The sequence below is a fragment of the Arthrobacter sp. YAF17 genome (assembly GCF_052113365.1).
In the GTDB taxonomy this organism is placed as follows: Bacteria; Actinomycetota; Actinomycetes; order Actinomycetales; family Micrococcaceae; genus Arthrobacter.
The window spans coordinates 24,891-47,931 of sequence record NZ_JBFRDB010000018.1 but is presented as its reverse complement, the minus strand read 5'-3'; the positions used below and the strand labels follow the sequence as shown (position 1 = coordinate 47,931).

10 protein-coding genes and 1 pseudogene are annotated in these 23,041 nt (G+C 61.4%); 7 read left to right on the top strand and 4 right to left on the bottom strand.

Annotated features, from left to right (window positions below):
• The first annotated feature begins 2 nt into the window (after positions 1 to 2).
• Positions 3 to 671 carry an NUDIX hydrolase gene (locus tag AB4Y67_RS15145; protein WP_441406591.1) on the top strand — a complete coding sequence of 223 codons (669 nt, stop codon included), beginning with the start codon at positions 3 to 5 and terminating at the stop codon, positions 669 to 671.
• Positions 672 to 765: 94 nt separating this feature from the next.
• On the opposite strand, the gene AB4Y67_RS15140 is transcribed toward AB4Y67_RS15145, so the two are convergent.
• A complete protein-coding gene (locus AB4Y67_RS15140) occupies positions 766 to 2,364 on the bottom strand; it encodes an SIR2 family protein (protein ID WP_441406590.1) in 1,599 nt (532 codons plus the stop codon).
• Between the two features lie 249 nt (positions 2,365 to 2,613).
• On the opposite strand from AB4Y67_RS15140, the gene AB4Y67_RS15135 reads away from it, so the two are divergent.
• The 5 genes and pseudogenes from AB4Y67_RS15135 (at position 2,614) to AB4Y67_RS15115 (ending at position 15,397) form a co-directional block, all read left to right on the top strand.
• Positions 2,614 to 5,676, top strand: coding sequence for a hypothetical protein (locus AB4Y67_RS15135; RefSeq protein WP_441406589.1), 3,063 nt, complete (start codon positions 2,614 to 2,616; stop codon positions 5,674 to 5,676).
• Positions 5,673 to 6,269 (top strand): annotated as a pseudogene (locus AB4Y67_RS15130) (DEAD/DEAH box helicase); the annotation flags it as partial. The gene AB4Y67_RS15135 and the pseudogene AB4Y67_RS15130, both read left to right, overlap by 4 nt.
• A 144-nt stretch (positions 6,270 to 6,413) precedes the next feature.
• Positions 6,414 to 11,021, top strand: coding sequence for a helicase-related protein (locus AB4Y67_RS15125; protein WP_441406611.1), 4,608 nt, complete (start codon positions 6,414 to 6,416; stop codon positions 11,019 to 11,021).
• Positions 11,022 to 11,111: 90 nt separating this feature from the next.
• Positions 11,112 to 14,273 carry a DUF3427 domain-containing protein gene (locus AB4Y67_RS15120; RefSeq protein ID WP_441406588.1) on the top strand — a complete coding sequence of 1,054 codons (3,162 nt, stop codon included), beginning with the start codon at positions 11,112 to 11,114 and terminating at the stop codon, positions 14,271 to 14,273.
• A 173-nt stretch (positions 14,274 to 14,446) separates the two neighbouring features.
• Positions 14,447 to 15,397, top strand: coding sequence for a DUF5655 domain-containing protein (locus tag AB4Y67_RS15115; protein ID WP_441406587.1), 951 nt, complete (start codon positions 14,447 to 14,449; stop codon positions 15,395 to 15,397).
• 308 nt (positions 15,398 to 15,705) lie between these two features.
• Here AB4Y67_RS15115 and AB4Y67_RS15110 read toward each other — a convergent pair whose 3' ends face one another.
• The 3 genes from AB4Y67_RS15110 to AB4Y67_RS15100 are packed head-to-tail and all read right to left on the bottom strand — an operon-like array spanning position 15,706 to position 21,968.
• The gene (locus tag AB4Y67_RS15110) at positions 15,706 to 18,858 is read right to left on the bottom strand and encodes a DEAD/DEAH box helicase (protein WP_441406586.1); all 3,153 of its coding nucleotides are present in this window, start codon (positions 18,856 to 18,858) and stop codon (positions 15,706 to 15,708) included.
• Positions 18,848 to 20,728: a hypothetical protein gene (locus AB4Y67_RS15105; protein ID WP_441406585.1), complete on the bottom strand. Its 1,881-nt coding sequence runs from the start codon at positions 20,726 to 20,728 to the stop codon at positions 18,848 to 18,850. The genes AB4Y67_RS15110 and AB4Y67_RS15105 overlap by 11 nt, the downstream gene beginning before the upstream one ends.
• Positions 20,721 to 21,968 carry a DUF6361 family protein gene (locus tag AB4Y67_RS15100; protein ID WP_441406584.1) on the bottom strand — a complete coding sequence of 416 codons (1,248 nt, stop codon included), beginning with the start codon at positions 21,966 to 21,968 and terminating at the stop codon, positions 20,721 to 20,723. Before AB4Y67_RS15100 ends, AB4Y67_RS15105 begins: the two co-directional genes overlap by 8 nt.
• Before the next feature lie 672 nt (positions 21,969 to 22,640).
• Here AB4Y67_RS15100 and AB4Y67_RS15095 point away from each other — a divergent pair.
• Positions 22,641 to 23,039, top strand: a complete 399-nt coding sequence (locus AB4Y67_RS15095; RefSeq protein WP_441406583.1) for an NYN domain-containing protein — start codon at positions 22,641 to 22,643, stop codon at positions 23,037 to 23,039.
• Positions 23,040 to 23,041 lie beyond the last annotated feature (2 nt).

Here is a 23,041-nt window from a genome sequence, read left to right as displayed (position 1 = left end):
GTGTGAAGGATTCCAAGAACAGCCCTGGCCCGTCCCTGCTCGACTATCCGCGCCCCTCGGTGGCGGTGGATACGGCGGTGCTGACGGTTTCAGGGGACAGCGTGTGCGTGCTGCTGGTGCGGCGCGAAGAGGATCATCAGCACGGAAAGTGGGCGCTGCCGGGTACGTTCCTGCGTGAAAGCGAGACGCTCGCGGACGCGGTGCTTCGTTGTCTGCGAGAGAAGGCGGGCATCTCCGGACGCGTGCCGCGCCAGCTGCAGGTCTTTGACGAGCCCGGGCGCGACGACCGCGGCTGGGTGCTCTCAGTGGCGCACGTGGATGTGGTGCCGCTGACGGATCTGGAAGAGGCACTGAAGTCCGACGGCGTCCGGCTGGCTTCGGTGGCTGGGTCACCGGAGCTGATCGCGGGACTGCCCTTCGGCCACGCGGACATTGTGGCGAAGGCTGTGAAGTGGCTGCAGGCGGCCTACGTTGAGGCCCCGGATCCTGGCGAGCTGTTGGATGAGCCGTTCACGCTGCGGGATTTACGGGAGCTGCACGAGGCGGTGGCGGGCGTGGCTTTGATGCGTGACACGTTCCGGCGTTTCATGGAGCCGAAGCTGGCGGGAACTGGGCAGATGTCTGACGGGACGCGGGGGAGGCCGTCGCGGTTGTGGGTGCGGGGACTGTAACCGTCGAGTAGCCCCAGGCAGTGAGTGGGCAGCGTGCCGTTCGAGTATGGGGCGGGTGCAGGTTTTGAGTGACAATAACGAGCAGCCGGACTCGCTATTCGTCTGTTTGTGCCACTGAAGTCGGACCTTCCCAGCCGAGCTCCTGAAACATCCGATGGAGGACAGGCGTGACGCTGCTGGCCTTACCGACAGCGGAGATTCTGGCGACTTCGAGCAAAGCATCCCTGAGTTCCGACTCTTTCTCCGTGAGGCCCTCTCCGTAGTGCGGAGCCAAAAGGAATGAGTGGCTGTCTGAAGAGTGGGCAACGAGTGCGTCCAAGAAGATCTCAAGCCGTCTGGCTGGTTCGTTGGTGCCGAACTCCGGTGCATCCTGATTCTTCATATTGATCAAATTGAGGTGCTTTCCCCAAAGTTTCTCCTGCATCCCATCCTGCTCCAGCATTAGTGCTGATCCGAATCGATCCCCTCCTTTCTTGGGTGGCAGCGCCCGTCGAACGTCGTGAACAATCTCATGGAAGTGGTCATCGGTTAGTCCGAAGCCCACGAAGAGTAAGTGATGAGTTATGAGATGGGCCTTTACCAGGGCGGAGAGCGCTTCCCTTGTGGCGCTATAGCCGAGGTAATCGTCTCTAGTGAGGACAATGGTCTCTGGCTTATCGACTGACCCGTGGAGCTTCAGAAGCCATTTCTTGCTTGCAGCGGTGTGGTCGTCCGGCGGATCGCCGGGAATAACTGTCCGGGGACTTCCTGCGTCCTTAGATGCTGCCTCGAAGAGAGTGTCGTAATTGAGCGTGATCGCTCCGTCAGATGGGAGACAGGCGAGGAGGCTCGGTGCGAGGCCGTAATTCTTAATATCGACGGCGGCGGCCACTGCCTGACCAAACCTGGCATCGCTGTCGCGGGGAAACTTATCCGAGAAGAAGGATCGGAGGACGTCGGCCTGATCCAAATTACTCATTTTCCCGAGTGCGTCCTGTTCGGACAATTCGAGGCCTGCGGCACCGGCCAGACTCTGCAGCAGCTGGCGCCAGCTTGGGGCTCCTGCGCTCATGCTGACGCCGGCGCCCATGAATGGAACTAACCGGCCATCACGTGCGATCCCGGCCAATTCTTTCGCCTGATTGAGGAGAGAAGGCCCCAGGGAGGACCACGCATCCCCGCGTTCCCTCCGTTGCTGTTGCGCGAGAGCGAACGCCGCAGGATCCTGAAAGACAAAGACGACGTCAACCCCAGCCTCGTCCGTGTGACGGTATGCCTCGCCAAGAAGGACGCGGAGAATTTCGCCCCGATAGATGTTCCCGCCACCTCCCCCCGTGCCGAAGAATGGCACGGCCAACACGGGGCGAGTCGCCGATTCTACCGTTAATCGACGGCGCTCGGTGGCGGCAGCTGTGGCGGCTTCGAGGAACGCGCGGAAACGCGGTAGGAGCTGTTCGGCATGGGATATTCCTGCCATCGGAACCGCCGTGAGAACCGGAATGGATGCTTTGTCACGGACATTAAGAGGCAAAGCGAACGCCGATTCGTTCTTTATCGTCTGGAGGTTGTTGGTTTCTAGGGCCTCCTGCAGCCCCGGCAACCTCTCTTTCCAGCGTTTGCCGGGCGAAGCCCGCCGGTCGACTGGCAGAAGCCACGCATCCGACTTGAAGTTGAGCAAGTCGCCCCTGGTGACGAAAACGTGGCCTTTGGTCATTGGGACGGTATATCAGCAGTCATCCACTACATCAACAACTGCGTTTCTGCAGAAAACGTGTCGTCTCACAAAGGTCACCGTTCAAATTCTTGATGCACGCTGGGCATTAACGGCATAAACCTATGGATCTCAGCGGCTGCACTTGTTGGAATGGCTGCGTGCCTGGCTTCTGCGCGTCCAATCAGTAACTGTCAGTACCTCCTACTAACCTGACCTGAAAGAGTTCCTTTGTACTGGGGGTACGTGTAAATGGTTGAACTGGCGGCAAACGATGTCGAGCTAGAAGCCCGTGCGGGCTACGAAGAGTGGAACGCCGCGTTGGCGCACAGATTCTTCGCTGCGGATCGGGCGGGCGAGCTCGTCTACTTGGACAAAGACGACGAGGCGTTTGCCCGTGTTTGCTCCGACGTTGGAGTGGACGCCGATGAGGCTGACGATTCGTTGGCGAACGCCATCAGGGCCAAGCTCTTCTGGAAGGATTCGGGCCGGGCGGCCTTCGCCGAGTTCGATCGAGTCACCTCTCTGTGGCTGGCCAGGAGACGCGATGCACTCGCGAGTGCCGAGCAGGTGCCCCCGCCGCCTCATATCGCGCTTCTTACACTCTTCTCACTGGCCGCCGAAAGGATCGGCGGCGCCAACACGAACACAGGCGCTGTCGAATCCAGCTATTACTCCACACTGGAGGGACTTCTCTGTATACCTGCCAACGAATCGGGGAGATTTCGAACGTCTTTCACGAAATCCAGTGAGGCTTACTGGGAGTCGTTGAGCCTCTGGCTTGAGGACCTGGACGGCCACCGCGGCCTGCCGAGCGCGTACGCGCTCATGCACCGCTATGTTGGCTTGCCCATTTCCCAAGCCCTGGTGCGCGCCCGTGAACGAAGAAACCTAAAAAAGATGTTTGAAGAGCAGGGCTTCGTCGCTGGCATGACGGTGTCTCACACCGACATGTATGGGGCTATTGACGTCTGGATCAATTCTGCAAGGACCTCGGCGAATGCTGCGCTCATCAAGATGTGGGTTTCACCCGAACTCAAGAGTCGAATAGTGGAAATCGCCTTGGCTGAGTTTGCGACTTGGGAAGGAGCTGCGCTGACCGGCGCAGGAAAGAAGACGCCGGGACAGACATCCGGACGCTGTCTCCTCACCCTGAGGGATGGGCGTGTCATGCTTCGATCCGAACTACGATTCGGGTTGATGGTCGGCGGCTCGTCAGTCGTCGGGGAAACTTGCCATGTTGAAGGACTCAACGGTGCGGCCCGAGAGTTCACGCTGGAGGCCCTCGGAATCGGCTCGACAGGATTTGATTTTCGGGCGGTCGGTATCGATGCCGGTTCGGCCATCAACGGTGACTTGCGAATTGTTGTCGGGGACGGCAAGGGTCTACGGCGCTTTCCAAAAAAGGTGGTCATCCTGACCCGTGACGCATTCTCCGCTGGCTATATCGAATCTGATCGAATAAACGCTGCTGCTTTGTCGCGAATTCTGGTCAAGGACGAAGCGCAGCTCGTGTCGTCGGTGGAGAAAATCCTCAACGATGCGGCCCAGCCGGGATACTCCCGAACTCATGGGGGAACAGCCGGCGTTCCGCAAGGTTGGACGGTGTTCACGGACGTCATTCTGTTGCGGGCACCAGCGCCCGCACTGGTGACGGCGAATGACCTCTCAGCATTCCAACCGCGGCTTTCGACACAAATGACCGTCACAGGGGGACTCAAGCTCCCTGGTCACGTGCCGCGCTGGAGTGCGCTCAGCCCGATCCGGGTCATGATCGCCTCCGAGAGCGAAGAGCCCGTTGACGTCGTTTTGTTGACGCGAAACTTGGAAACACTCCAAACAGAAGAGCTTGTCATTCACCGTGGCTTGGCTGTTCCTGCCGTGGTTGACCTGGAAGAGCTACCGGGTGACTGCAAGGACTTCACTTTGTCACTGCGCCGGGGAAAGACAATCCTCCAGAACCTGGCTGTGAAGCTGAGGAGTTCATTGGAGCCAAGCCCGGACGTAACGGAGCGGTTCAGGTCTCTCTGCCACGACCTGGAAGATCCAGTTTGGCCCATGAAGTGTGTCGCCAGCGAAGACGCAGTCGTTCCCGGTCTCGACGGGTTAGCACTCTCAGCCCCGTCGGTGCCATACCGAAGCCGCGCTGTAGCCTCCCGCCCGAATTGGGCCGGCAACGGGCGGATGGGTCTCGGCGGACAGCTGCTTGTTGTGGCTGGACCGCCGGAGAACTCCTGCATCGTGACAGGGCATCACCGGTTCGACTTCCCAGCTTTTGATGGAAAACGTCCAAAATCGAGTTGGATGTATGGTGTCTGCACCCTATGCGGTATGAGCAAACGACAACCGACTTCAGGGCGCAAATCAGCACCCGTCAACGAGATCCCGACCCGACGGACCAGGCATGCCCTGCCCGAGCTATCTGCCGCGGGTCCGAGCTGGAGCGCTCTCATCGACTCCCTGTTCTTCCTGGGCGCGGGGTCACGTCGAGAATTCTCGACTCTAGCGAGGCAGATCGAAGACACTGCTATTTTCGAGAATCAGCTTCTACGCGATTTGGAGGCCCTGAGCATTATCGAGTTGCAGCGCAACGACGAACTCGACGTCACTCGGTGGGAATCCGCAGCGACGTGCTTTGGTGAATTAGCGGATGGATCGTGGATTCTCACAGGATTCTGGAACCGACAACTCAAAGGCGAAGCGATTGAAGCCTTGGAGGCAGCTGGGGCCACGATTTCAGTCAACGCCCCTACCCGCCAGTCCTTGCTCGTCGTCAACAATATCTTGCACGGCAAGATCGCCTCCATCGCTGAGGAGCTAGGGGTCGACTTAGTGCCGAATGCTTCGACGGCCCTATCCAGCGCGCTGCCTGCGTTGTCCTCCGTTGGTGAAGGGCTAGTCCGCTGCGGCATGCCTTTCTCAGAATCATATGAGTACTTCAACCCACCGTCTGCATCATGGATGACGGCGGAAACCGCTGGACTTCCGGGGCTCTATCGCGTGTCTCGGAGTTTCAGTTCGCGGTACTTTTTCCGTAGCGCTCAAGACGTCGCCGACGGTGTCGCGGCTATGGTAACCGTGGAATTGGGAAAGCACCTGGCCGGGCTGGCGGCGAATCGCCCGCTGATTGCCTATGACCCCGCGGAAGCCACTTTGTCAGTGCCAGTGGGTGCCGAACTTCCAGGCATATACGGACGTGCAGCTGTCATGGGCGACGGTGGATTGCCCCAAATACAGCGGGCAGACCGTTCAACGACCTACTTTAATGTCCCTCTCGCCGCTGCAGAAGCGATTATTGGAAAGCTCACGTCATGACTCAGTATCCCAATCCGATCAGCGTAAGTAACGACCTCAAAGAAGCTTTTTCGCGATACTTCTCGACAAATTATCGCCTCCGATCCCCCGGGCTTTCAGCAGATAGGGATGAACTTCTCGCTGCGCCTGGGCATGTATTCCAGGAACCGTTAGTCGAGCCCGTCATTCCCTATCCCACAACCGACGACCTCGTCGACACAGCTACAGCTGCGGGATACACGGAATCGGTTGGACGCGTCGTCGGCGACGCATTCTTTCGCCAATTCGTAAATCCTGGTGAGCGAATGGGAGTTCGCCGCCATCAAGCAACAAGTATCCTGACGAATAGGGGTGCTGGTGAGGCCGGCAAAAGAAACGTCGTCCTTACCTCGGGTACTGGATCCGGGAAGACTGAAGCGATCCTGCTGCCAATCCTGCTTCGGCTAGTGGAGGAATCGGAGGAGTGGAGCAGACCCGGGCCGGTCAACACATGGTGGACTGGGGACTCGTTCAGCCCGATGCGGAAGAACGAGACTCGCAAGGCAGCGGTCCGCGCCATGATCTTGTACCCTACGAACGCGCTAGTGGAAGACCAGCTAACCCGTCTACGTCTTGCCTTCCGGAGGATTTCCGAGACGCGGCCCGAGGCACGGCTCTGGTTCGGCAGGTACACGGGTGCAACGCCCGGAAATAATGTAATGCCGAAACCGTCCGCAAAATCGGGGGCCGTTTCACGGGTAATTCAAGAACTTCGCGAAATGGCCGACGAGTATCAGAGCCTTGTCACTGCGGGGACAGTCGACGAGAGCGATCTGTCGCTATTTACCGACCCAAGGGTTCACGAGATGGTCACGCGTTGGGACATGGTTCAAGACCCACCCGACGTTATGGTTTCAAACTTTGCAATGATCAACGCCATCCTCATGCGGGACTTCGAAGCTCCGCTCTTTCGGCAGACGCGCGAATGGCTTGCTCAATCCCCGGAGCACGTGTTCACGTTGGCAGTGGACGAACTCCACTCTTACCGAGGTTCCGCCGGCAGCGAAGTTGCACTACTTCTGAGAAGGCTCATGAGCAGGCTTGGCCTCGAACCGGACAGCCCACAGCTGCGCATCATCGCGGCCAGCGCATCGCTGAATCAGGATGAGGCAGGCTTGAACTTTCTGGAGGAGTTTTTCGGAGCTTCGAAGAACAGCTTCGTAGTCACCGCAGGCTTATCCCGCGAAATTGTGAGCCCACTACCGATCAGTCGGAATCAAGTGCTGGCAGAGCACGCGGCGGGGACACTAGTGAATCGATCTGCGGAATTGTCGGAGGCGATCGCGGCGGCCTGCTTTGAGGAAGCGGACGGCAGGTACCGCGCGCAGTTCCTACAAACCATTTCTCAACGGGTGTTCGGCACCGACGATCCTGAATTGACTGCACTGCAAGCAGCATTCCAAGCGGTTGCACTCGGCGAACACGTTGGCATCCCACTGCGTGGCCACATATTTGCCCGCGTCCTTTCCGGGTTATGGGCCTGCAGTAGCGCCCAGTGTGCGGGTGTGTCTCCGGACCGACGCGACCAACACCGAAACGTCGGCAAGCTCTTCGGGCAACCGGTATCAGTCTGCGACGACTGCGGCAGCCGAGTCCTGGAACTGATCTTGTGTGGCGAGTGCGGTGACACCAGCTTAGGTGGCTATGTCTTGCCGTTTAGCGACGGAACGGAGAGCCTGAGCGCGACGCCGGCCGGTATCTTGTCGGACGCCCCCGGATTGGTCACCCGTCGAAACCGGGGCATATATCGGTGGTTTTGGCCGGCTGTCGGCAACCAGCCGCCGGTTGGTGCGGGTAGTAAATGGTCAAGTCAGAGTTTCGACGTTGCCTGGGTCCGGGCAAGTTTGGATACCAGCGGCCGCGTTGAAGTAGGGGCTCCTGAGGGCGCAAACGGCTGGGTGCTGCAGATCAGCGGCAAAGGCGACGCCACTGCGACGCCCGCCATCCCGGGTAGGTGTCCCCAATGCGGACAACAGGGCCGCCAGACGGCGGAATTTGTTCAGGGCCAAGTCGCCTCCCCGCTTCAAGGCCACGCAACGTCGCCTGCTCAGACGACTTCGGTATATCTCCGTCAGCTTCCTCGGACGCTCGGAGAGCGTCCGGAGGATTACCGAACCATTGTGTTTACAGATAATCGAGATTCCGCGGCGAGGACGGCCGCTTCACTGGCCACCCGGCAATATAGCGACATCTTGGTGCAGATGCTCCGAAGGGGCCTCTCCGATGCGGCGGCCACAGATATCGTTGACATCCTTCGACGCTTCACCTCCGACCAATCCGTTCTGAAGCCTGCTGAACTCGCCCAAGCACAACACATACTGCAGACCAACCCCGGCGCCCTCATGGCTGTCATGCGCGAAACGGCGGGCGTCGCCACACCCATGGACAATGAGTTGTTGTCGGAGCTCAACGCAACGGGTTCCGAATCCATTGCATGGACGGACCTCCGGGTTCGGATCGAAACCCAGATGATTGACTTGGGGATAAGCCCGGGCGGCCCGTCGCCCTTTGCACAGGACTTCAACAAGGAACCTTGGTACACGTTTTACGCGCCGCCGGAGCCGGGACTCTGGACCAAGGCCGATGCAGCTTCCTCTGCTGTCGCGCAAGAGAAGCTTGGAAACATGCTGGACATGGAATTGGCACGGCAAGTCTTCGACTCCGGCCGGCGCGACGTTGAATCGACCGGGCTTGCCTGGGTCCGTGCAGAAGTCTCGGGGTCCGGGTCCGGCCTAAGCGACGAACTCGCAAGCGAAGTTGCGGCAAGCTGCGTGCGTTTGTTGGGTCTCGACCTCAACTATGAAGGGTCCTTCGCTGCCGGGTCGGACGGGATCAAGACGCCGACCGCGGTGAAGGACTACCTCAAACGAGTTTCGTTTCTGCATGGCGTCGACATCGGAACACTCGAGGCATGGGCATTTGGTGTGCTTAAGAGCCAGGGACTGACCCACGACGGTTGGATTCTAAAAATTCACGGTTCGACGAACCACATCCGCTTTGCTCCTCCATCGGGCCGAGTGTGGACTTGCGACCGTTGTGGTTTTATCCATCTGCAAGGCTCTGCGGGAGTCTGCGCCAACAAGGGCTGCGACTCCACCGCCTTGTCACAACGCGAACGGCTGGCGGACGGTGGCGATTACTATGGGTGGCTTGCGAGCCAGGACCTGAGGCGAATAGCAGTCGCCGAGCTGACAGCACAGACTAAGCCTGCCAGCGAACAGCGTAAGCGCCAGCGCTGGTTCAAGGGCATCCAGCTGCCAGCGCCTAAGGAGAACCCACGCACCTGCCAGCTCGATGTTCTAAGTGTGACTACGACCATGGAGGTCGGTGTGGACATCGGAGCGCTCAACGCAACCCTCATGGCTAACATGCCGCCCCAGCGGTTCAACTATCAGCAGAGAGTCGGCCGCGCCGGCCGCGCGGGGCAGGCGTTCTCATTCGCCATCACATCGTGCCGCGACTCTGCCCATGATGAGTATTACTTCAACAATGCTTATCGTATGACCGGCGATCTTCCGCCACAGCCGTTCCTTGACCTGGGACGACCTCGAATCGTGCAGCGGGTCGCCGCATCCGAGCTGCTCAAGCGGGCCTTCTCATCGTTGGCAGGGAAGCCAGAATGGACCCCCGACAGCCTGCATGGATCATTCGGAAAGGTAGATTCCTGGCCTAGCTACAGGCCCGGGGTCGCTAACTGGCTTGATTCGCACCCGACCGTGAGCGACGTCGTGAGGCAGCTGAGCCGATACACGAGGCTCAGCGAGGCGCAGGTCCTGGAGATCGAGCGTTGGGCCCGCGTCGAACTCGTCGCAGAGGTTGATCGCATAATTGGGTCGCCGGAACGAAGCGAGGAGGAACTCAGCCTGGTCTTGGCCCTGGGTGGGCTGCTTCCCCTCTTCGGATTCCCCACGAGAGTCCGCAATCTCTACGACAGTCAGGTGATGGGCAGGGTACTGGACAACAACGTTGTAGCTGACCGTCCCCTGGCAATGGCTGTTACAAACTACGCGCCGGGCGCGGAAATTGTCAGGGATGGTCTCGTTCACACGGCAGCCGGCTTTGCCCACTACGAGAAGACCGGCAGATCATGGTCCCCGGCCGACCCCATGGGGGCGGCCCACGAAGTTGTCTCGTGTCCGGAATGCGCTACGACCTTTATCGACCGGAAAGTCGGTGACGTCTGTGAGAATTGCGGCCGTGAAGTGGTTCGGTTCTCAATGTTTGAGCCGCGAGGATTCAGAACGACCTACAAACCGCGTCCCTACCGTATCGACGGCTCGCGAGCACAGTCCAAGAGCCTGCCAACGTTCGTTTCTGCCCAGAAGGAAACGGCCCGGGAAGAAGTACTCGGCGTGGACGTCCGCCTTTATGAGCAGGGCAAGTTGCTGCAATACAACGACAACAGAGGGAGGCTATTCGACCTAAAGCGTCAGGGCGACGGGTCCGTTGTGGCCGTGGATAAGGCCATCTATCCGCGGGGTTGGAAGGACATGCCGACGACAGGGATCGACATCGGAAAGAGTGCCATCGGAGAAATTCGCACAACCGATGCCGTGACTGTCGCGTTCACCCGGCTGAAGACGCCAACCGGCGGCCTTCCCACATCTTCTGGGGTACTGCCGGCAGGAATGTCTGCACTGTGGTCGCTGGCGGAAGTGATGCGTGCTGGCGTGAAAGCGCAGCTGGACATCGATCCACAGGAGATACAGGCGGGCCTTCAGCACCTCACCACAGCCGGCGAGCCGACCGCCAGGGTCTTCCTGGCCGACAGCCTGGACAATGGGGCGGGTTATGCCGTGGAAATTGCCAAGCCGGCAAACTTCAAAGCCTTGTTGCGCTCCACCCGTGAGACTTTGAGGGACATGTTCGAAGACAACGGCCACGCCGCATGCTCCACCTCTTGTCCCGACTGTCTGAGGTCGTGGGACAACCAACGACTCCATGGCGTTCTCGACTGGAGACTGGCGCTCGACATGCTCGATTTGTGCGCGGGCGACGAGCTGAAACTCTCCAGATGGTTCGGCCGCAAGCTGGAGCTCCAGTCGGCGGCGCAGTCCATCGATGCTGGTTGCGAGGTCATAGTCGCTGGATCCATGGATGTCCCGGTCGTGCTAATGCCGGATGAGAAAGTTGGGGTGGTTGTGGGGCATCCTTTGTGGTTCCGGGGAGGCACTGCCAACACAGATGCACAAAGAGAAACCGCCATTGCCGAGGCAAAACTGGAGCTGCCCGGGTACCGACTCTCAATCAGCGATCATTTCGAGTTCGACAGGCGGGCACTTCCTGTGCTCGTAGCGGCGTTGGAGGGCGAAGCAGCTGTTCTCTGAGCGGGCCTTCCGTCGGCTTACCCTTTGCTATGCCCTGGGTGAGCCGACAGAATGCGCGTGGTTGTCGGTGACGACTAGTACCCTGGCGCAGTGACTAATTCCATTGGGGGAGTGGCAGCGAATCAGCTGCCCGAGGGCTTGTATGAACTGCTCAACACGGATTCGCTCGACAGTCTGCTGAGCAACGCATCGGATCTGCAACCAGTCTTCGCAGCAATAGACGACGAAGATAGTTCGGACTTCTTGTCACGTCACGTCGCCAATGCCGTCCGCCAAGCCCTTGAGGCAGCCAAACCCACGGAACGGGTGGCCCTAGCAAACAAACTCCTCCAGGAGTTGAAGCACAGCGACCGCATCGGTGAAGGCCCCACCCAGCTTCAGTCCCTGTACCGCCCGGACACACTGAAGCGCCGCAATCTGCGTCGCCCGGCAACAAAGCTGAGCGACTCAGCCCTCCTTACCAACAGCAAGGACGATCCGAACCTCGCCGCGGAACTCCGAACCGAAATCGAATCCGCCAACACCGTAGATCTCCTCTGCGCCTTCGTCCGCTGGACGGGGCTCCGACTGCTCCACCCAGCACTCGAACAGCTCAAGGAGCGTGGCGCCAAACTCCGCGTCATCACCACCACCTACATGGGCGCCACGGAACGCCGCGCCATCGACGAGCTCGTCACGCGCTACGGCGCCGAGGTGAAGATCAGCTACGAAACCCAGGCCACCCGCCTGCACGCCAAGGCCTGGCTGTTCCGCCGGGACTCAGGGTTCGACACCGCATACGTCGGCAGCTCCAACCTCAGCCAGGCTGCCCTCCTGGACGGACTGGAATGGAACGTCCGGCTCAGCTCGGTCGGCACGCCCGCTCTGCTGCAGAAGTTCGAGGTCACCTTCGACAGCTACTGGGCGCAGCGCGCCTTCCAGAGCTACGATCCGGAACGCGACGGTGAAAAGCTGGACGCCGCCCTGGAACGCAACGGCGGCCGGCGGACTGCTGTGCCCGGGGCAGCTACCGGACTTGAAGTCCAGCCATACCTCCACCAGGAGGAAATGCTGGAAGACCTGGAAGCCGAACGGCTCAAGGGCTTCAACCATAACCTTGTCGTCGCAGCCACCGGCACCGGCAAGACCGTCATCGCCGCCCTGGACCATAAGCGCCTCTGCGAAACTGCAGGCCGCGATCTGAAACTGCTGTTCGTGGCCCACCGCCAGGAAATCCTCAAGCAGGCCATGCGCACCTACCGTGACGTCATGCAGGACGGCGCCTTCGGCGAACTCTACGTCGGGGAACACAAACCCGGGCAGTGGAAGCACATCTTCGCCTCCGTCCAGTCGCTGTCATCCCTTGGCATTGAACAGCTCGCACCCGACTTCTTCGACATCGTGGTGATCGATGAATTCCATCACGCCATGGCGCCCACCTACCGCCGGCTGCTGGACCACCTGCAGCCGCAGCAGCTCCTCGGCCTGACCGCGACGCCGGAACGCGGCGACGGCGTCGACGTCGCCAAGCAGTTCTTCGACGGCCGCACCGCCAGCGAACTGCGCCTCTGGGACGCCCTGGACGCGGATCTGCTGGTGCCGTTCCACTACTTCGGCGTTTCGGACGACGTCGACCTGAGCCAGTTGGAGTGGAAGCGCGGCAACTACGACACCGCCCAGCTGAGCAACCTCTATACCGGGAACGACGCCCGTGCCGCCAAGGTGATCCGCGAACTGCGGGACAAGGTCACTAGCACGGACCAGATGCGGGCCATCGGCTTCTGCGTCTCGGTCCAGCACGCCCACTACATGGCGCTGGTGTTCAACCGCGCCGGCATCGCCTCCGTTGCCGTCGACGGGAGCACCGACGACGCCGACCGCGCGGTGGCCCTGGAGCGGCTCAGGACACGGGAGATCAACTGCATCTTCGCCGTCGACCTCTTCAACGAGGGCCTGGACCTGCCGCAGGTGGACACCATCCTGCTGCTCCGGCCCACGCAGAGCGCCACGATCTTCCTTCAGCAGCTGGGGCGCGGGCTGCGCCGTGCCGAGGGCAAGGCGGTGCTGACCGTCATGGACTTCATCGGCCAGCAACGCCGCGAGTTCCGCTTCGACCTACGCTACCGGGCGCTCACCGGCTACGGACGCAAGGAACTGGAGCAGGCGGTCGAGGACGAATTTCCCTACCTGCCGTCGGGCTCGCAAATCGTGCTGGACCGGGTGGCGCAGAAAGTAGTGCTGGACAACATCAAGGCGCAGCTGCGGTTCAACCGGGCGCAGCTGGTTCGGAACATCGCTTCATACGCGGAGACGGAGCTGGCGGCCTATCTAGAGCGGTCCGGAAACGACGTGAAGTCGATCTACCGGTCCACCAGGGATTCGTGGACCGGCTACCTGCGCCAGGCCGGGCTGATCGACGGGTTCTCACCGCTGGAGACTGTCCTAAGCGGAAGGATTCGGGAGCTCTCCGACGCCGACGAGAAAAAGCTCCTCGGCCGGATGGCCGCGCTGATCCATGTGGACGATCCGGAACGCGCCGCGGCGTATTCGATGCTCGTCGATGTCGACGCCGACGCGCCCCGCTACGCGGAGCTCGGCCTGCGGGAGCAGACATTCGCCCGCATGCTGTTCTACACGCTCTGGGACGACGGCGGCGGGTTCCAGTCGTACGACGCCGGCCTGGACTACCTGCGCGGCTACCAGTTTGTCTGCCGCGAGATCCGCCAGATCGTGCAGCTCGGCGTGGCCGCGTCCAAGCACGCTGCAAAGGGATTGGGTGCGGGGCTGCAGCACATTCCACTGCTCTCGCACGCCACCTATCGGCGCGAGGAAATCCTGGCTGCCTTGCAATACGGGTCGCTGGAGCTCGGCAAAAATGTGCAGCACCGGGAGGGCGTGGCCTGGTGCCCTGCAACATCCACGGACGCCTTTTTTGTCACGCTCAACAAGGACGACAAAAAGCACTCGGCCACGACCATGTACCGGGACTACGCCATCAGCCCGGAGCTCTTTCACTGGGAATCGCAGAACGCGACCTCGCCCGGAAGTCCGACCGGCAGACGCTACCTGGACCGGGCATCGTACGGCTCGAAGACCCTGATCTTCACTCGGGATACTTCAGAGGACGAGACCGGCCTGACTGTTCCGTACACGTGCCTCGGACAGGTGGACTACGTCCAGCATGCGGGGGAGAAACCGATCGCTATCACTTGGAAGCTGCACCGGCCGATGCCGGCTGATGTGTTTGCAACGGCGGCCGCAGTGGCGCAATAAGTGCACAATGCCAGCTCACTGCCTTCGCAGAACCAAGCCGTGGCCGCTCGTGCATGCTGTCGGTACTACGATCAACCCAGCGAAACAATGGAAGCCGCCTTCGACCGTGCTGATGAACCATCTCTGCGTGCAACTCGATACTATGCAGCGGTCCGAAAAGAAGAAAGTGACGAATGACTGACTTGAAATTGTTCGAAGTTCTGGACGGTGCGGCCACGGAGTTGGTTTCCCAGTCTGTTGCCCTCGAGAAGTCTCTACAGCTCCTCATCGAAGAGAACATGCAGACTATGTTTGGCATCCACTTTCTCGCGCGCGAATATTCCACCGGCAAAGTGCATCGAGGGCGGATAGACTCTCTAGGTCTGGATGAAAATTTATCGCCCGTAATTTTTGAATACAAGCGCACAATGCATGAAAGCGTCATAAACCAGGGGCTTTTCTATTTGGATTGGCTTATGGACCATCAGGCGGAGTTCCGTTATCTCGTTCAGAAGAAGCTCGGTGCCCATCTAGCCGATGAAATCGACTGGTCGACGCCGCGCCTAATCTGCGTGGCGAACGACTTCACGCGCTACGACGAGTACGCGGTGAGACAGATCGACAGAAATATTGAACTTGTGCGATATCGCGATTTTGGGTCGAAGTTCGTCGCCATCGAACTAGTTTCCTCGGTCACGTCATCTTCAAGTCCCGTGAAGAAAATTTCAACTACTGCAGAGGATTTGGTCGGTAAAAATGCGAATCCTGCGCCGAAGCTTTTTAACAAATCAAAGACGGTCGCCCAGAAGTTAACGCAAGCAGCCTCCCCTCTTGCTGCTCTTTATGAAGCGTTTGAAACTTTTGCCCTGGCCTTAGGTGATGATGTGTCAAAAAAAGAGAATGCCACTTACTTTGCCTTCCGAAGATTGAAAAATTTTGCGTGCGTCGAAGTCCATCCTTCGGCAAATGAATTACTCATCTTCTTGCGCCTCAACCCGGACGAGGTGCAGCTAGAGGAAGGCTTCCTACGCGACGTCACGAATATAGGTCATTACGGAACCGGGGACTTGGAATTGAGAGTGACCCCGGACTCCCCGTGGTCCACGGTGGAGGAGCTCACGAGGAGGTCGTATCTCAGTAGCTAGCGCCCTGGCTGGTGTTCGCCGGACGTGGTGACTGCACTGTAGTCGTGGCAATTGGGTCAAACAGTGCGGTGAATCGAGGTGCCCGAGCCCGCCAGCGACGGGCGACCAAAGAAGCTCGATCGCTGCCGTGAGAGGGTTCGTGATCGGCCCAAAAAGATGCCTCGGAACGTCTCAGCTGAATCCGGCTAGATCAGCTGAGTTCTACACTTGGCTCTGGGAGGCAGATGTAGAATTCATTCTCCCGGCGGGAGGCGTGACTGCGACGAAATGTTTAGGACCTCCGGCAGTCATGTATCTCAACAATGCTCCTAGGGTCGCAAATTCAGCGGCTTGATCTCCCCACCATCCTTGATCAACCCCAGCAAGTCATCCTGACGGGCCTGACCCAGCGTCAGCCGGTACTTCGCCAGGCCGGCCAGCATGTGCTTGGTTCGGGGCACGTCGCGGCTCAGGGGGTGGTCCAGCAGCCGACGCTCGATCTTGTGCGCTCCTGGATGGATCCAGTGCGGAGCAAACTCAGTACTGGAATCTTCCGGGTGTGCCGCAACGTCAGCTGCGGCAACGGAGAACAGTGTCTCCCACGGGTCTGTGACCCCGGGCTTGAGCACTTCAGCGCCATGTGCTTCCGCAACGTTCTTCCGCACGGCATGACCCAAATACCGGTGCACCCGGCCCTCCCGCTGTTCGAAGTCAACGGGGTTTCCTGGCACGTTCCAGTGGATGACGGAGTGGGCCCACCAGTGGAAGTCGATGCCTTCCTGCCCGACGGACGTCGAGGCCAGGACGAACGGCCAGAACGGGCTGTTGAACGCCCTGCGGACGTCGGGCATACGGTTGCTGTCGCCGTCGTCCGTCTTGGCGTTGCTGTACCGGACGGCGAAGCGGACACCCATCCGGAGATCCTCGTGTGACTCGTCGGGATACTTGGCCAGCATCTGCGCGGGCTTGAGCGACAGGGCGCGCCGGATGTCGTCGGCCAGCGCCCACAGCTGCTCGGCGGTGACATCCCCCGGAGCCTGCTGGCTGCGGAGCTGGAAGACATACTCATCCAGCACGGCCTGGAGGTTTCCGGCCTCGCAGTAGCGCAGGACCTTCTGCCAGTAATCGCCTTCGGGGTAGAGCTTGTCCAGCAGCTCGGTGGCATCAAGGCGGTTGAACAGCGTGCGCAGACCGGTAGCCGCGAACACGGCAGCCTTCCACAGCGCCGCGCCATCGAACTCGTCCGGCACCACACGCCTCAGCGCACGGTAGAGGCAGTTGGCGGGGGAGTTAACGGCCAGATCTTCCAGGCCGTCCTCCCAGCCGGCCGGCCCGCCGGTGGACGCCTCCAGCATCCGGTCAACGTGGGCAAGGTAGAGCCCGGCCTCGGAGCCACCTTCGTGCTCGGTGTCCCCGCCGTCCGAGGCCTTGCCGTGCTGCTGGGTGAACTCGTCCAGCTGCCGCAGCTCCCGCGCCGCCAGCTTCGCATCGTCGTTCCACTCGGTTGGCAGACCGCCTGGCACTGAGAAATAGGACGCCCAGGCACCGAGCCGGCTGGCCGGGTCGACCGCAGCGCCCCCAACCATGGCTGTGCCGGCCGCTGCGGCGGCATCCCGCACTGCGTCTCCGGCCACGAGGGAACCGCTCATGGAGGCAGTCTCCAACGGGTCTCCCGCCAGTGCCAGGGCGGCGTGGGGGATGAACAATGCCAGCGTGGACATGGCCTGGGGTTCGCCGTCACGGACGCGGAACCTGAGCCTGCCACGGAAACGCTTGCGGGCCTCGGCCGAATTTTCACCGTGCAGCAGCGAACCCTCGAGGATCTGACGTTCGGCCTCGTAAGAGAGCATCGTGGTGATCGCCGTTGGGGCAGCGTTCCACGCCGAGAAGACCAGTTGCTTGGTGACATCCGGGCCCACCTCAGCGAAAGCAGCGGAGGGCTCAACATAGGGGAGTGACGGCGGCATCCACAGCAGCTTCCACCAGCCCTGCCCGACGGTGTGTTCGCGCACGGCCCGGAATTTGGCGTTATCAGTCTCCACGGGCCCATATCGGCGATAGGCATCTGGATCGATGGTGGTTAGGGCCGGCAGCACCGGGTCAACGGCTTCGCGGTCGCAGTGGATCCTGCCGTCCAGCATCCTGCCAACTTTGTAGTCGGTCAGGAAGTGCGCGAACATCGGCACGGACTTCCAGTACTCCATCGGATTGCCGGTGCGGGCTGCCCGGAACAAAGCGGAGAGGGACTTGTAGCTGGTGAGATCCCCGGCGCGGACATCCGTGGGTGCCATCTCGAGCACGGACAGCATGTCGTCTTTGCCCAGCTGGGGCCGCTCCGTGCGGCTCATGAACAGCTTCAGGCCGTCCTCAATGCGGTGCGTGAGCGCATCGTCCGGGATCTGCTTTAGCAGCTGGGTCCGGCGGCCGTCGAGGTCTGCCTCGAGGCTTTCCATGTAGCCTGGCCGTTCGCTGCTCAGGAAACGCAGCAGCTGCCGGAAGTCTGCGGCGTGGTCGTCGCCGTCTTCCTCGTTCGCTCCGGTGTGCGCCTTGTATGGCGTGGCCGATAGCAGGATCAGTTTGGCGCCCTTGTAGTTCAGGAATTGCCGTGCGAGCTCCGCCGCGGAATCCTCGTCGTCGGGCGCGGTGCCGGGGGAGTAGAGCAGATCGCGGAAGCGTTGGAACTCGTCCAGGATGATCAGGTCCGGTTCCAGACAATCAAGCCCGGCTTGCGCCAGGTCTCCCCGGAGTCCGCCGATGATGGCGCTCATGCGGGGCCGGACCGTCTCCGCCCCATCGTGCGTTGCTTCGCGCAGGGCCTTGCGGAAGGCGGGCAGGTTGCCGCTTTGGTGCGCCAGCGTGCGGAAGCGGTTCCGCACGGCGACGGCGAAGCCGTCCGGGAACTGCTCGTGCATGTACTGGACGCGGCGCGCGAAATTCTGTGGGGAGGCGCCCGCGCGCAGGAGCTCGACGGCGTCGTCGTGCTGTTCCTCGCCGATGACCCCAAGCTGCGCAATGATGCGGAAGAGCACAGCCCGTTCCTTGGCCTGGCCGGTGGCGCCGCCGACGTTGAAGGACGTGCCCGGAGTCAGCGAGATGAAGTTGACGCGCTTCCGTGTTCCCGGCGCGGCCGGAGCGTTGAGCTTGGCCAGCTCGGTGGGCAGCAGTGTCAGCCGGCCGGACTCGATGATGTCCTTCTGTCCGGTGACGTTCAGCCGGCCGAGGTTCTGCTTGGCCAGGTCAGCGTTGGAGCAGACATAGACGACGTCGATGCGGTTCACCCCGGAGTCGGGCCGGTCGAGCAGCTCAATGGCCTTGGCAATGACGCCGCGGGCCACCATGCTCTTGCCCAGCCCGGTCTCGTCCGCGACGAGGAAGCGGTCCGCCGGCTGGTCATCCAGGTAAAGGCGCTTGAAGACATGTTCCACGGTCCGGCGCTGAAAGCCCCTCAGTCCGTCCAGCGCGGGCGTTGCGTCAAACCCCATGAAGTTCCCCTATGTCCAATGCTTCGGTGGCTGCCGTCCAGAGCGCGTGCAGCTGCTGAATCTCCGGGTCATCGCCGCGAAGGGCGAGCAGCCGGTCCATGACCACCTTCAGATCCGGGAAGACCGAGCCAGCGTCCGGCCCCGCCATCGCGCCTACCATCGCTTCGAAGAGCCCGGCGGTGGAGCCGTCGCCGAACTCTGAACCGGCGAACCACCCTGTGCCCGTCCCGGACCCAGGCAGGGCGTCTTCCGGGGTAAGGAACAACAACAGGAACTGGCGAAGCTTCTGCGGGTCGTCCAGCTGGCGGGCGATGATCTCATCCAGGCGTCCCGCAGGATCGGTGCGCAGACGGCCCTGGATCACCGTGCTCTTGGACAGCCCGGCCGCCGGGTCCTCCAGCGTGAGCACCAGGTAAGGCGTCACATCAGCCAGCGGGATGGCGCGGAAGACATGTTCGTGCTGGGCGCCGGAGGGCTCGACGACGGCGCTCGGCTGGGCGAGCGAAAGGAGCCGTAACTTTGCAGTGAACTCGGGCTTCGGCGACCAGTCATGCGTGACGGTCACGTTGAACGTGTTTTTGGCATCGCCGTCGGGGACGGCGTCGAGGAGGAACCGCTGCGCGGCGGCCTCCCGCAGGGCGTTTTCCAGCCGGAACGCGGCCACGTCCTCTTCCGAGCGGGCTGCGCCGCCCGTGCCCAGATAATCGGCGAAGGGCACGTCCTTAAGGCTTTCCCGGATGCGCTGCACCCCCAGGCGCTTCTTTGCTCCCCGCATTTCCAGCAGGAACTCCACGTTCCTAGTGAAACCCGCTTCGGTGGCGTTGGCGGAGCCCAGGAGCGCGTAGGTGAAGTGGTTGTAGTCGCAGAAGTACGCCTTCGCATGCAGGCCGGTCAGATCATCGGCGACCCGCTGTACCCCGGACTCGTCCACATCGCTCTGCCCTGACTCTGACGATTCGGGGATGCCGAGCTCGTCAAAAACTTTGAACGAGGTATGGGTATCAGCGACCGTCTGTTGCTGGAGAAGGTCCAGCTGATCGTCGCGCGAATAGACGTAGAGGTTGTCTGTCCATTTGTCCCGGAGCCGGCCGATCAGCTTGTCATCGAGGAAGGGGGAGATGACCAGCTTGTCCCGACCTAGGTGCGCCCGGTCTCCGGTCTTGTTGTTGAGCGCGATGAAGTTCTCCGGGTCGCGGAGATGCGCCGCGATCGAGCCCTGTTCGAAGTCTTCGCCCATGCCCATCGGCCGGAAGGCCAGGCGGTGGATATCCTCCGGCAACTCCCAGCGGACGTCCGCCAGGCGGGAGGCGAGCCCGCGCACCCTAGCCAGCCGTCCGGCGTCGGGCGTCACGGTGCAGAGGTCGGGGAGCCCGGCGATGAAGCGCGCCAGGGGCCCGCTGTCCGGCCCGGCATCCCCGGCGTCCTGCACGGGTTCGCCGTCCAGCCGGACGAGGAGGTCCCAGCTGGCGTCGGTGGTGAGGTTGCGGCTGCTGCACAGGAAGCGGTAACGGCGCTCGGTGTCGTTCTCGAATTCGAGGAGCCAGACCTTCGGGTGGAACAGCCCGCGCCGGACGCTGACCTGGTGGACCATCGGCTCCAGCAGCGCGAGCAGGTCCGAGGCGTCCGAGGGTGCCTTGATGTGGCCGGCTTGGCAGAAGATGTCGACGCGGTCGGAGACTTTGCGCAGGGCGCTGAGTACCGCCACCGGGTTGGTGAATTCCTCGCCGGAACCCGCAACGAAGCTCAGCGGTACCGACAGGGCGCTGGTCATATCCAGGGTGAAGGTGGTGCCCACCGCGTGGGAGAGCCGGAATCCTGCCGGTGGGCGCAGCTGCTGGGTGAGCGCCTGCCTGTTTGCTGCCTCAAGCATTCAACTGCCCTTCCAGTGCGAGCCCTGCATGGATGTCCAGGGCATTCCGGCGCACTTGCGTCCAGCGGAACGTCAGGGCTGCCACCCGGGCGGGCGGCTGCCAGGCGCGGAGCCGGCGTTCGTTGCGGAACCGCGAGTTGGACTTCTTCATGAGCTTTTCTCGGGTTTCGACGGCGGCACGGAAGTCTGTGTTGTCGATCAGTTTTCCGGGGCTAGTGGCTGCCTCGGCCATGGCCCGCGCGAAGCCGGCGGTGTTGCTGTTGATGCCGCGGTTCAGGGCCGTGGCGCGGTCGATGAAGCCGTCGACGTCCCAGCCGGCGAGGAGATCGCGTTTGCTGTCCCGCTGGTCCTCCCACGCCGCAAGGAGTTCCTGCGTAGGCTCCAGGGTGTCCGCCCCGGCGGTGAAGACGCTCGCTGAGAGCTCGGCGAGCAGGTGCTGGTAAAGGATAGTGGCGCCGTTATGGATGAAGGAGAACGCCTCTGCGTTCTTGAGCCACTGCGCGGGGTCACCTTCCGCGCTTCGGCACGCCGGGTCCAGCCAGGGCGCCCAGAGCCCGGGGGTGGGGCTGACATCGGAGCCGACGACGTGGGCCAGCATGGTGCCGGCGCAGGTGGTCAGGATGCGTTCCTGGAGCCAGCGTGCCTCTTCGTGGGACAGCGTCAGACCGCGGTCCTCCGTTTGCGGGAACCCAGCTGGCGGCTTGGGGAGAGTCTGGTTCCAGACCGAGTAGCTGTTTTCGCCGTCTTCCGGTGCGGGGGCGTCTGCGCACATGAGCTGGGCGACGGCGGAGCGGTCGGTGTCCGGGCTGACGATGCCGTAGGTGCGCAGCGCGGTCCAGTACGCGGCGGAGGGAAGCTGCATCACGTTCCGGCCTGCGTCGCGGCCGATGTAGCTTTCCTCCCCGATTTCCTTGAGTCGGCCGATTAGCTGCCGCTCTGATTCCTCGGACCGCTTCCGCAGGTCATCCGGGTTCCGTGTGCTGCGGTGGGCGGTTTGATAGGCCCACGGGACGAGGAGCATGTAGCGCGCGCCCAGGTGCAGCACGGAGGTGCCAGGGAACAGGCTGTTGCTAATCGCGTCCCGAAGCTGCCCCATGCCGAGGTCATCAGTGGTTTCCGGCGTGCCGAAGAGCTTTACGAGCTCGCGCATCTTCGAGTTTTCCTCAGTGGACGCGTCGAGCCAGGAGATGAGGGAGGTCATTGGGTTCGTGGACTCGCTTCTATCGGTCGGATGGATCACGTCACGGAGGATCCTTCGTTGCTGCGAGCGGCCCCCTATGGACCCTATGACACGAGGAGACCAGGGAGAGCGAAGCGGCGTCAATATTGAGCAAATCCTTGGCCTGTGCCAGTACGGGCTCTGATGGCATGCCAGCGGAAAACGACTTGCTGCAGGTGAGCGCAGATGGATGCGTGTTACTTCATCTCAAGCGTTTTCGTGGAGGGGATCCAATCGACGAGGAACAGTTCGTCCGCCACAACTGCGGCCGACTCGTGCGCACGACGTTAGTCATCTATGACCTCACGACTTATCCTCCTTCCCTCTTCATGCGACCGAAAGTCTGGCCGCTTTGGCCACCGGCCAAACACGTTGATGACACGCAGGAGTCCGGCAGGCCATCCGCTCTCAAGTCCTGCGTGGCGGCACTCAGCGACAAGAATCCAGGAACAAGAGATCAGCCTGTGAACCCGTTCCTCTCATATTTCCTTGTGAATACGATTTACACTTGACAACGGTAAGCGACGACCTTAGAGTAATGACATGAAAAACATTAGAAAATCTGATTCACACAAACTGTGCCCTAGGGTAAGGTTTACATGCAAGCCTCTCGTGTCCAACGGAAAGACTTGGGCAGTAAGGGGGCGCCGCTTGGTCCTGGTGGACCTTGAGAACGTCGTAGGAGGGGCCCGTATGACGGTTGAAGACGCAGCTGAAGCACGGCGGTTGATAAGCAGGGCTTTGCGCCTCAGTTCTGCCGAGCAAGTCATCATTGGAATTGGACCCACCGCCCTCCTTGCCGCGGGTCTCTGCTGGCCGGGATCGCGCCTCGTCATGGGCTCTGGCCAGGACGGCGCAGATTTGGCGCTGTTGGACGTTCTCTCTTCGGAGAGGGTCGAGGAGCGCTTTGATGAGGTTGTAGTGGTCTCTGGCGATGGAATTTTCAGTGAAGCCGTAGCAGCCCTTGGGGCTCACGGAATCGATGTGACGGTCGTCGCCTTGGCGGGTTCTTGTTCGAAGCGGTTGCGGCTGGCTGCCGGCCGTACTTTGTTCCTCGACCCCGCGGCTGCCTATCTTGAGGGTGTGGCTTGATG

Coding starts and splice junctions, on each gene's coding strand:
- AB4Y67_RS15125 (WP_441406611.1), top strand. CDS start 6,414: ATGGCCGACGAGTATCAGAGCCTTGTCACTGCGGGGACAGTCGACGAG.
- AB4Y67_RS15135 (WP_441406589.1), top strand. CDS start 2,614: ATGGTTGAACTGGCGGCAAACGATGTCGAGCTAGAAGCCCGTGCGGGC.
- AB4Y67_RS15115 (WP_441406587.1), top strand. CDS start 14,447: ATGACTGACTTGAAATTGTTCGAAGTTCTGGACGGTGCGGCCACGGAG.
- AB4Y67_RS15140 (WP_441406590.1), bottom strand. CDS start 2,364: ATGACCAAAGGCCACGTTTTCGTCACCAGGGGCGACTTGCTCAACTTC.
- AB4Y67_RS15095 (WP_441406583.1), top strand. CDS start 22,641: ATGACGGTTGAAGACGCAGCTGAAGCACGGCGGTTGATAAGCAGGGCT.
- AB4Y67_RS15105 (WP_441406585.1), bottom strand. CDS start 20,728: ATGCTTGAGGCAGCAAACAGGCAGGCGCTCACCCAGCAGCTGCGCCCA.
- AB4Y67_RS15110 (WP_441406586.1), bottom strand. CDS start 18,858: ATGGGGTTTGACGCAACGCCCGCGCTGGACGGACTGAGGGGCTTTCAG.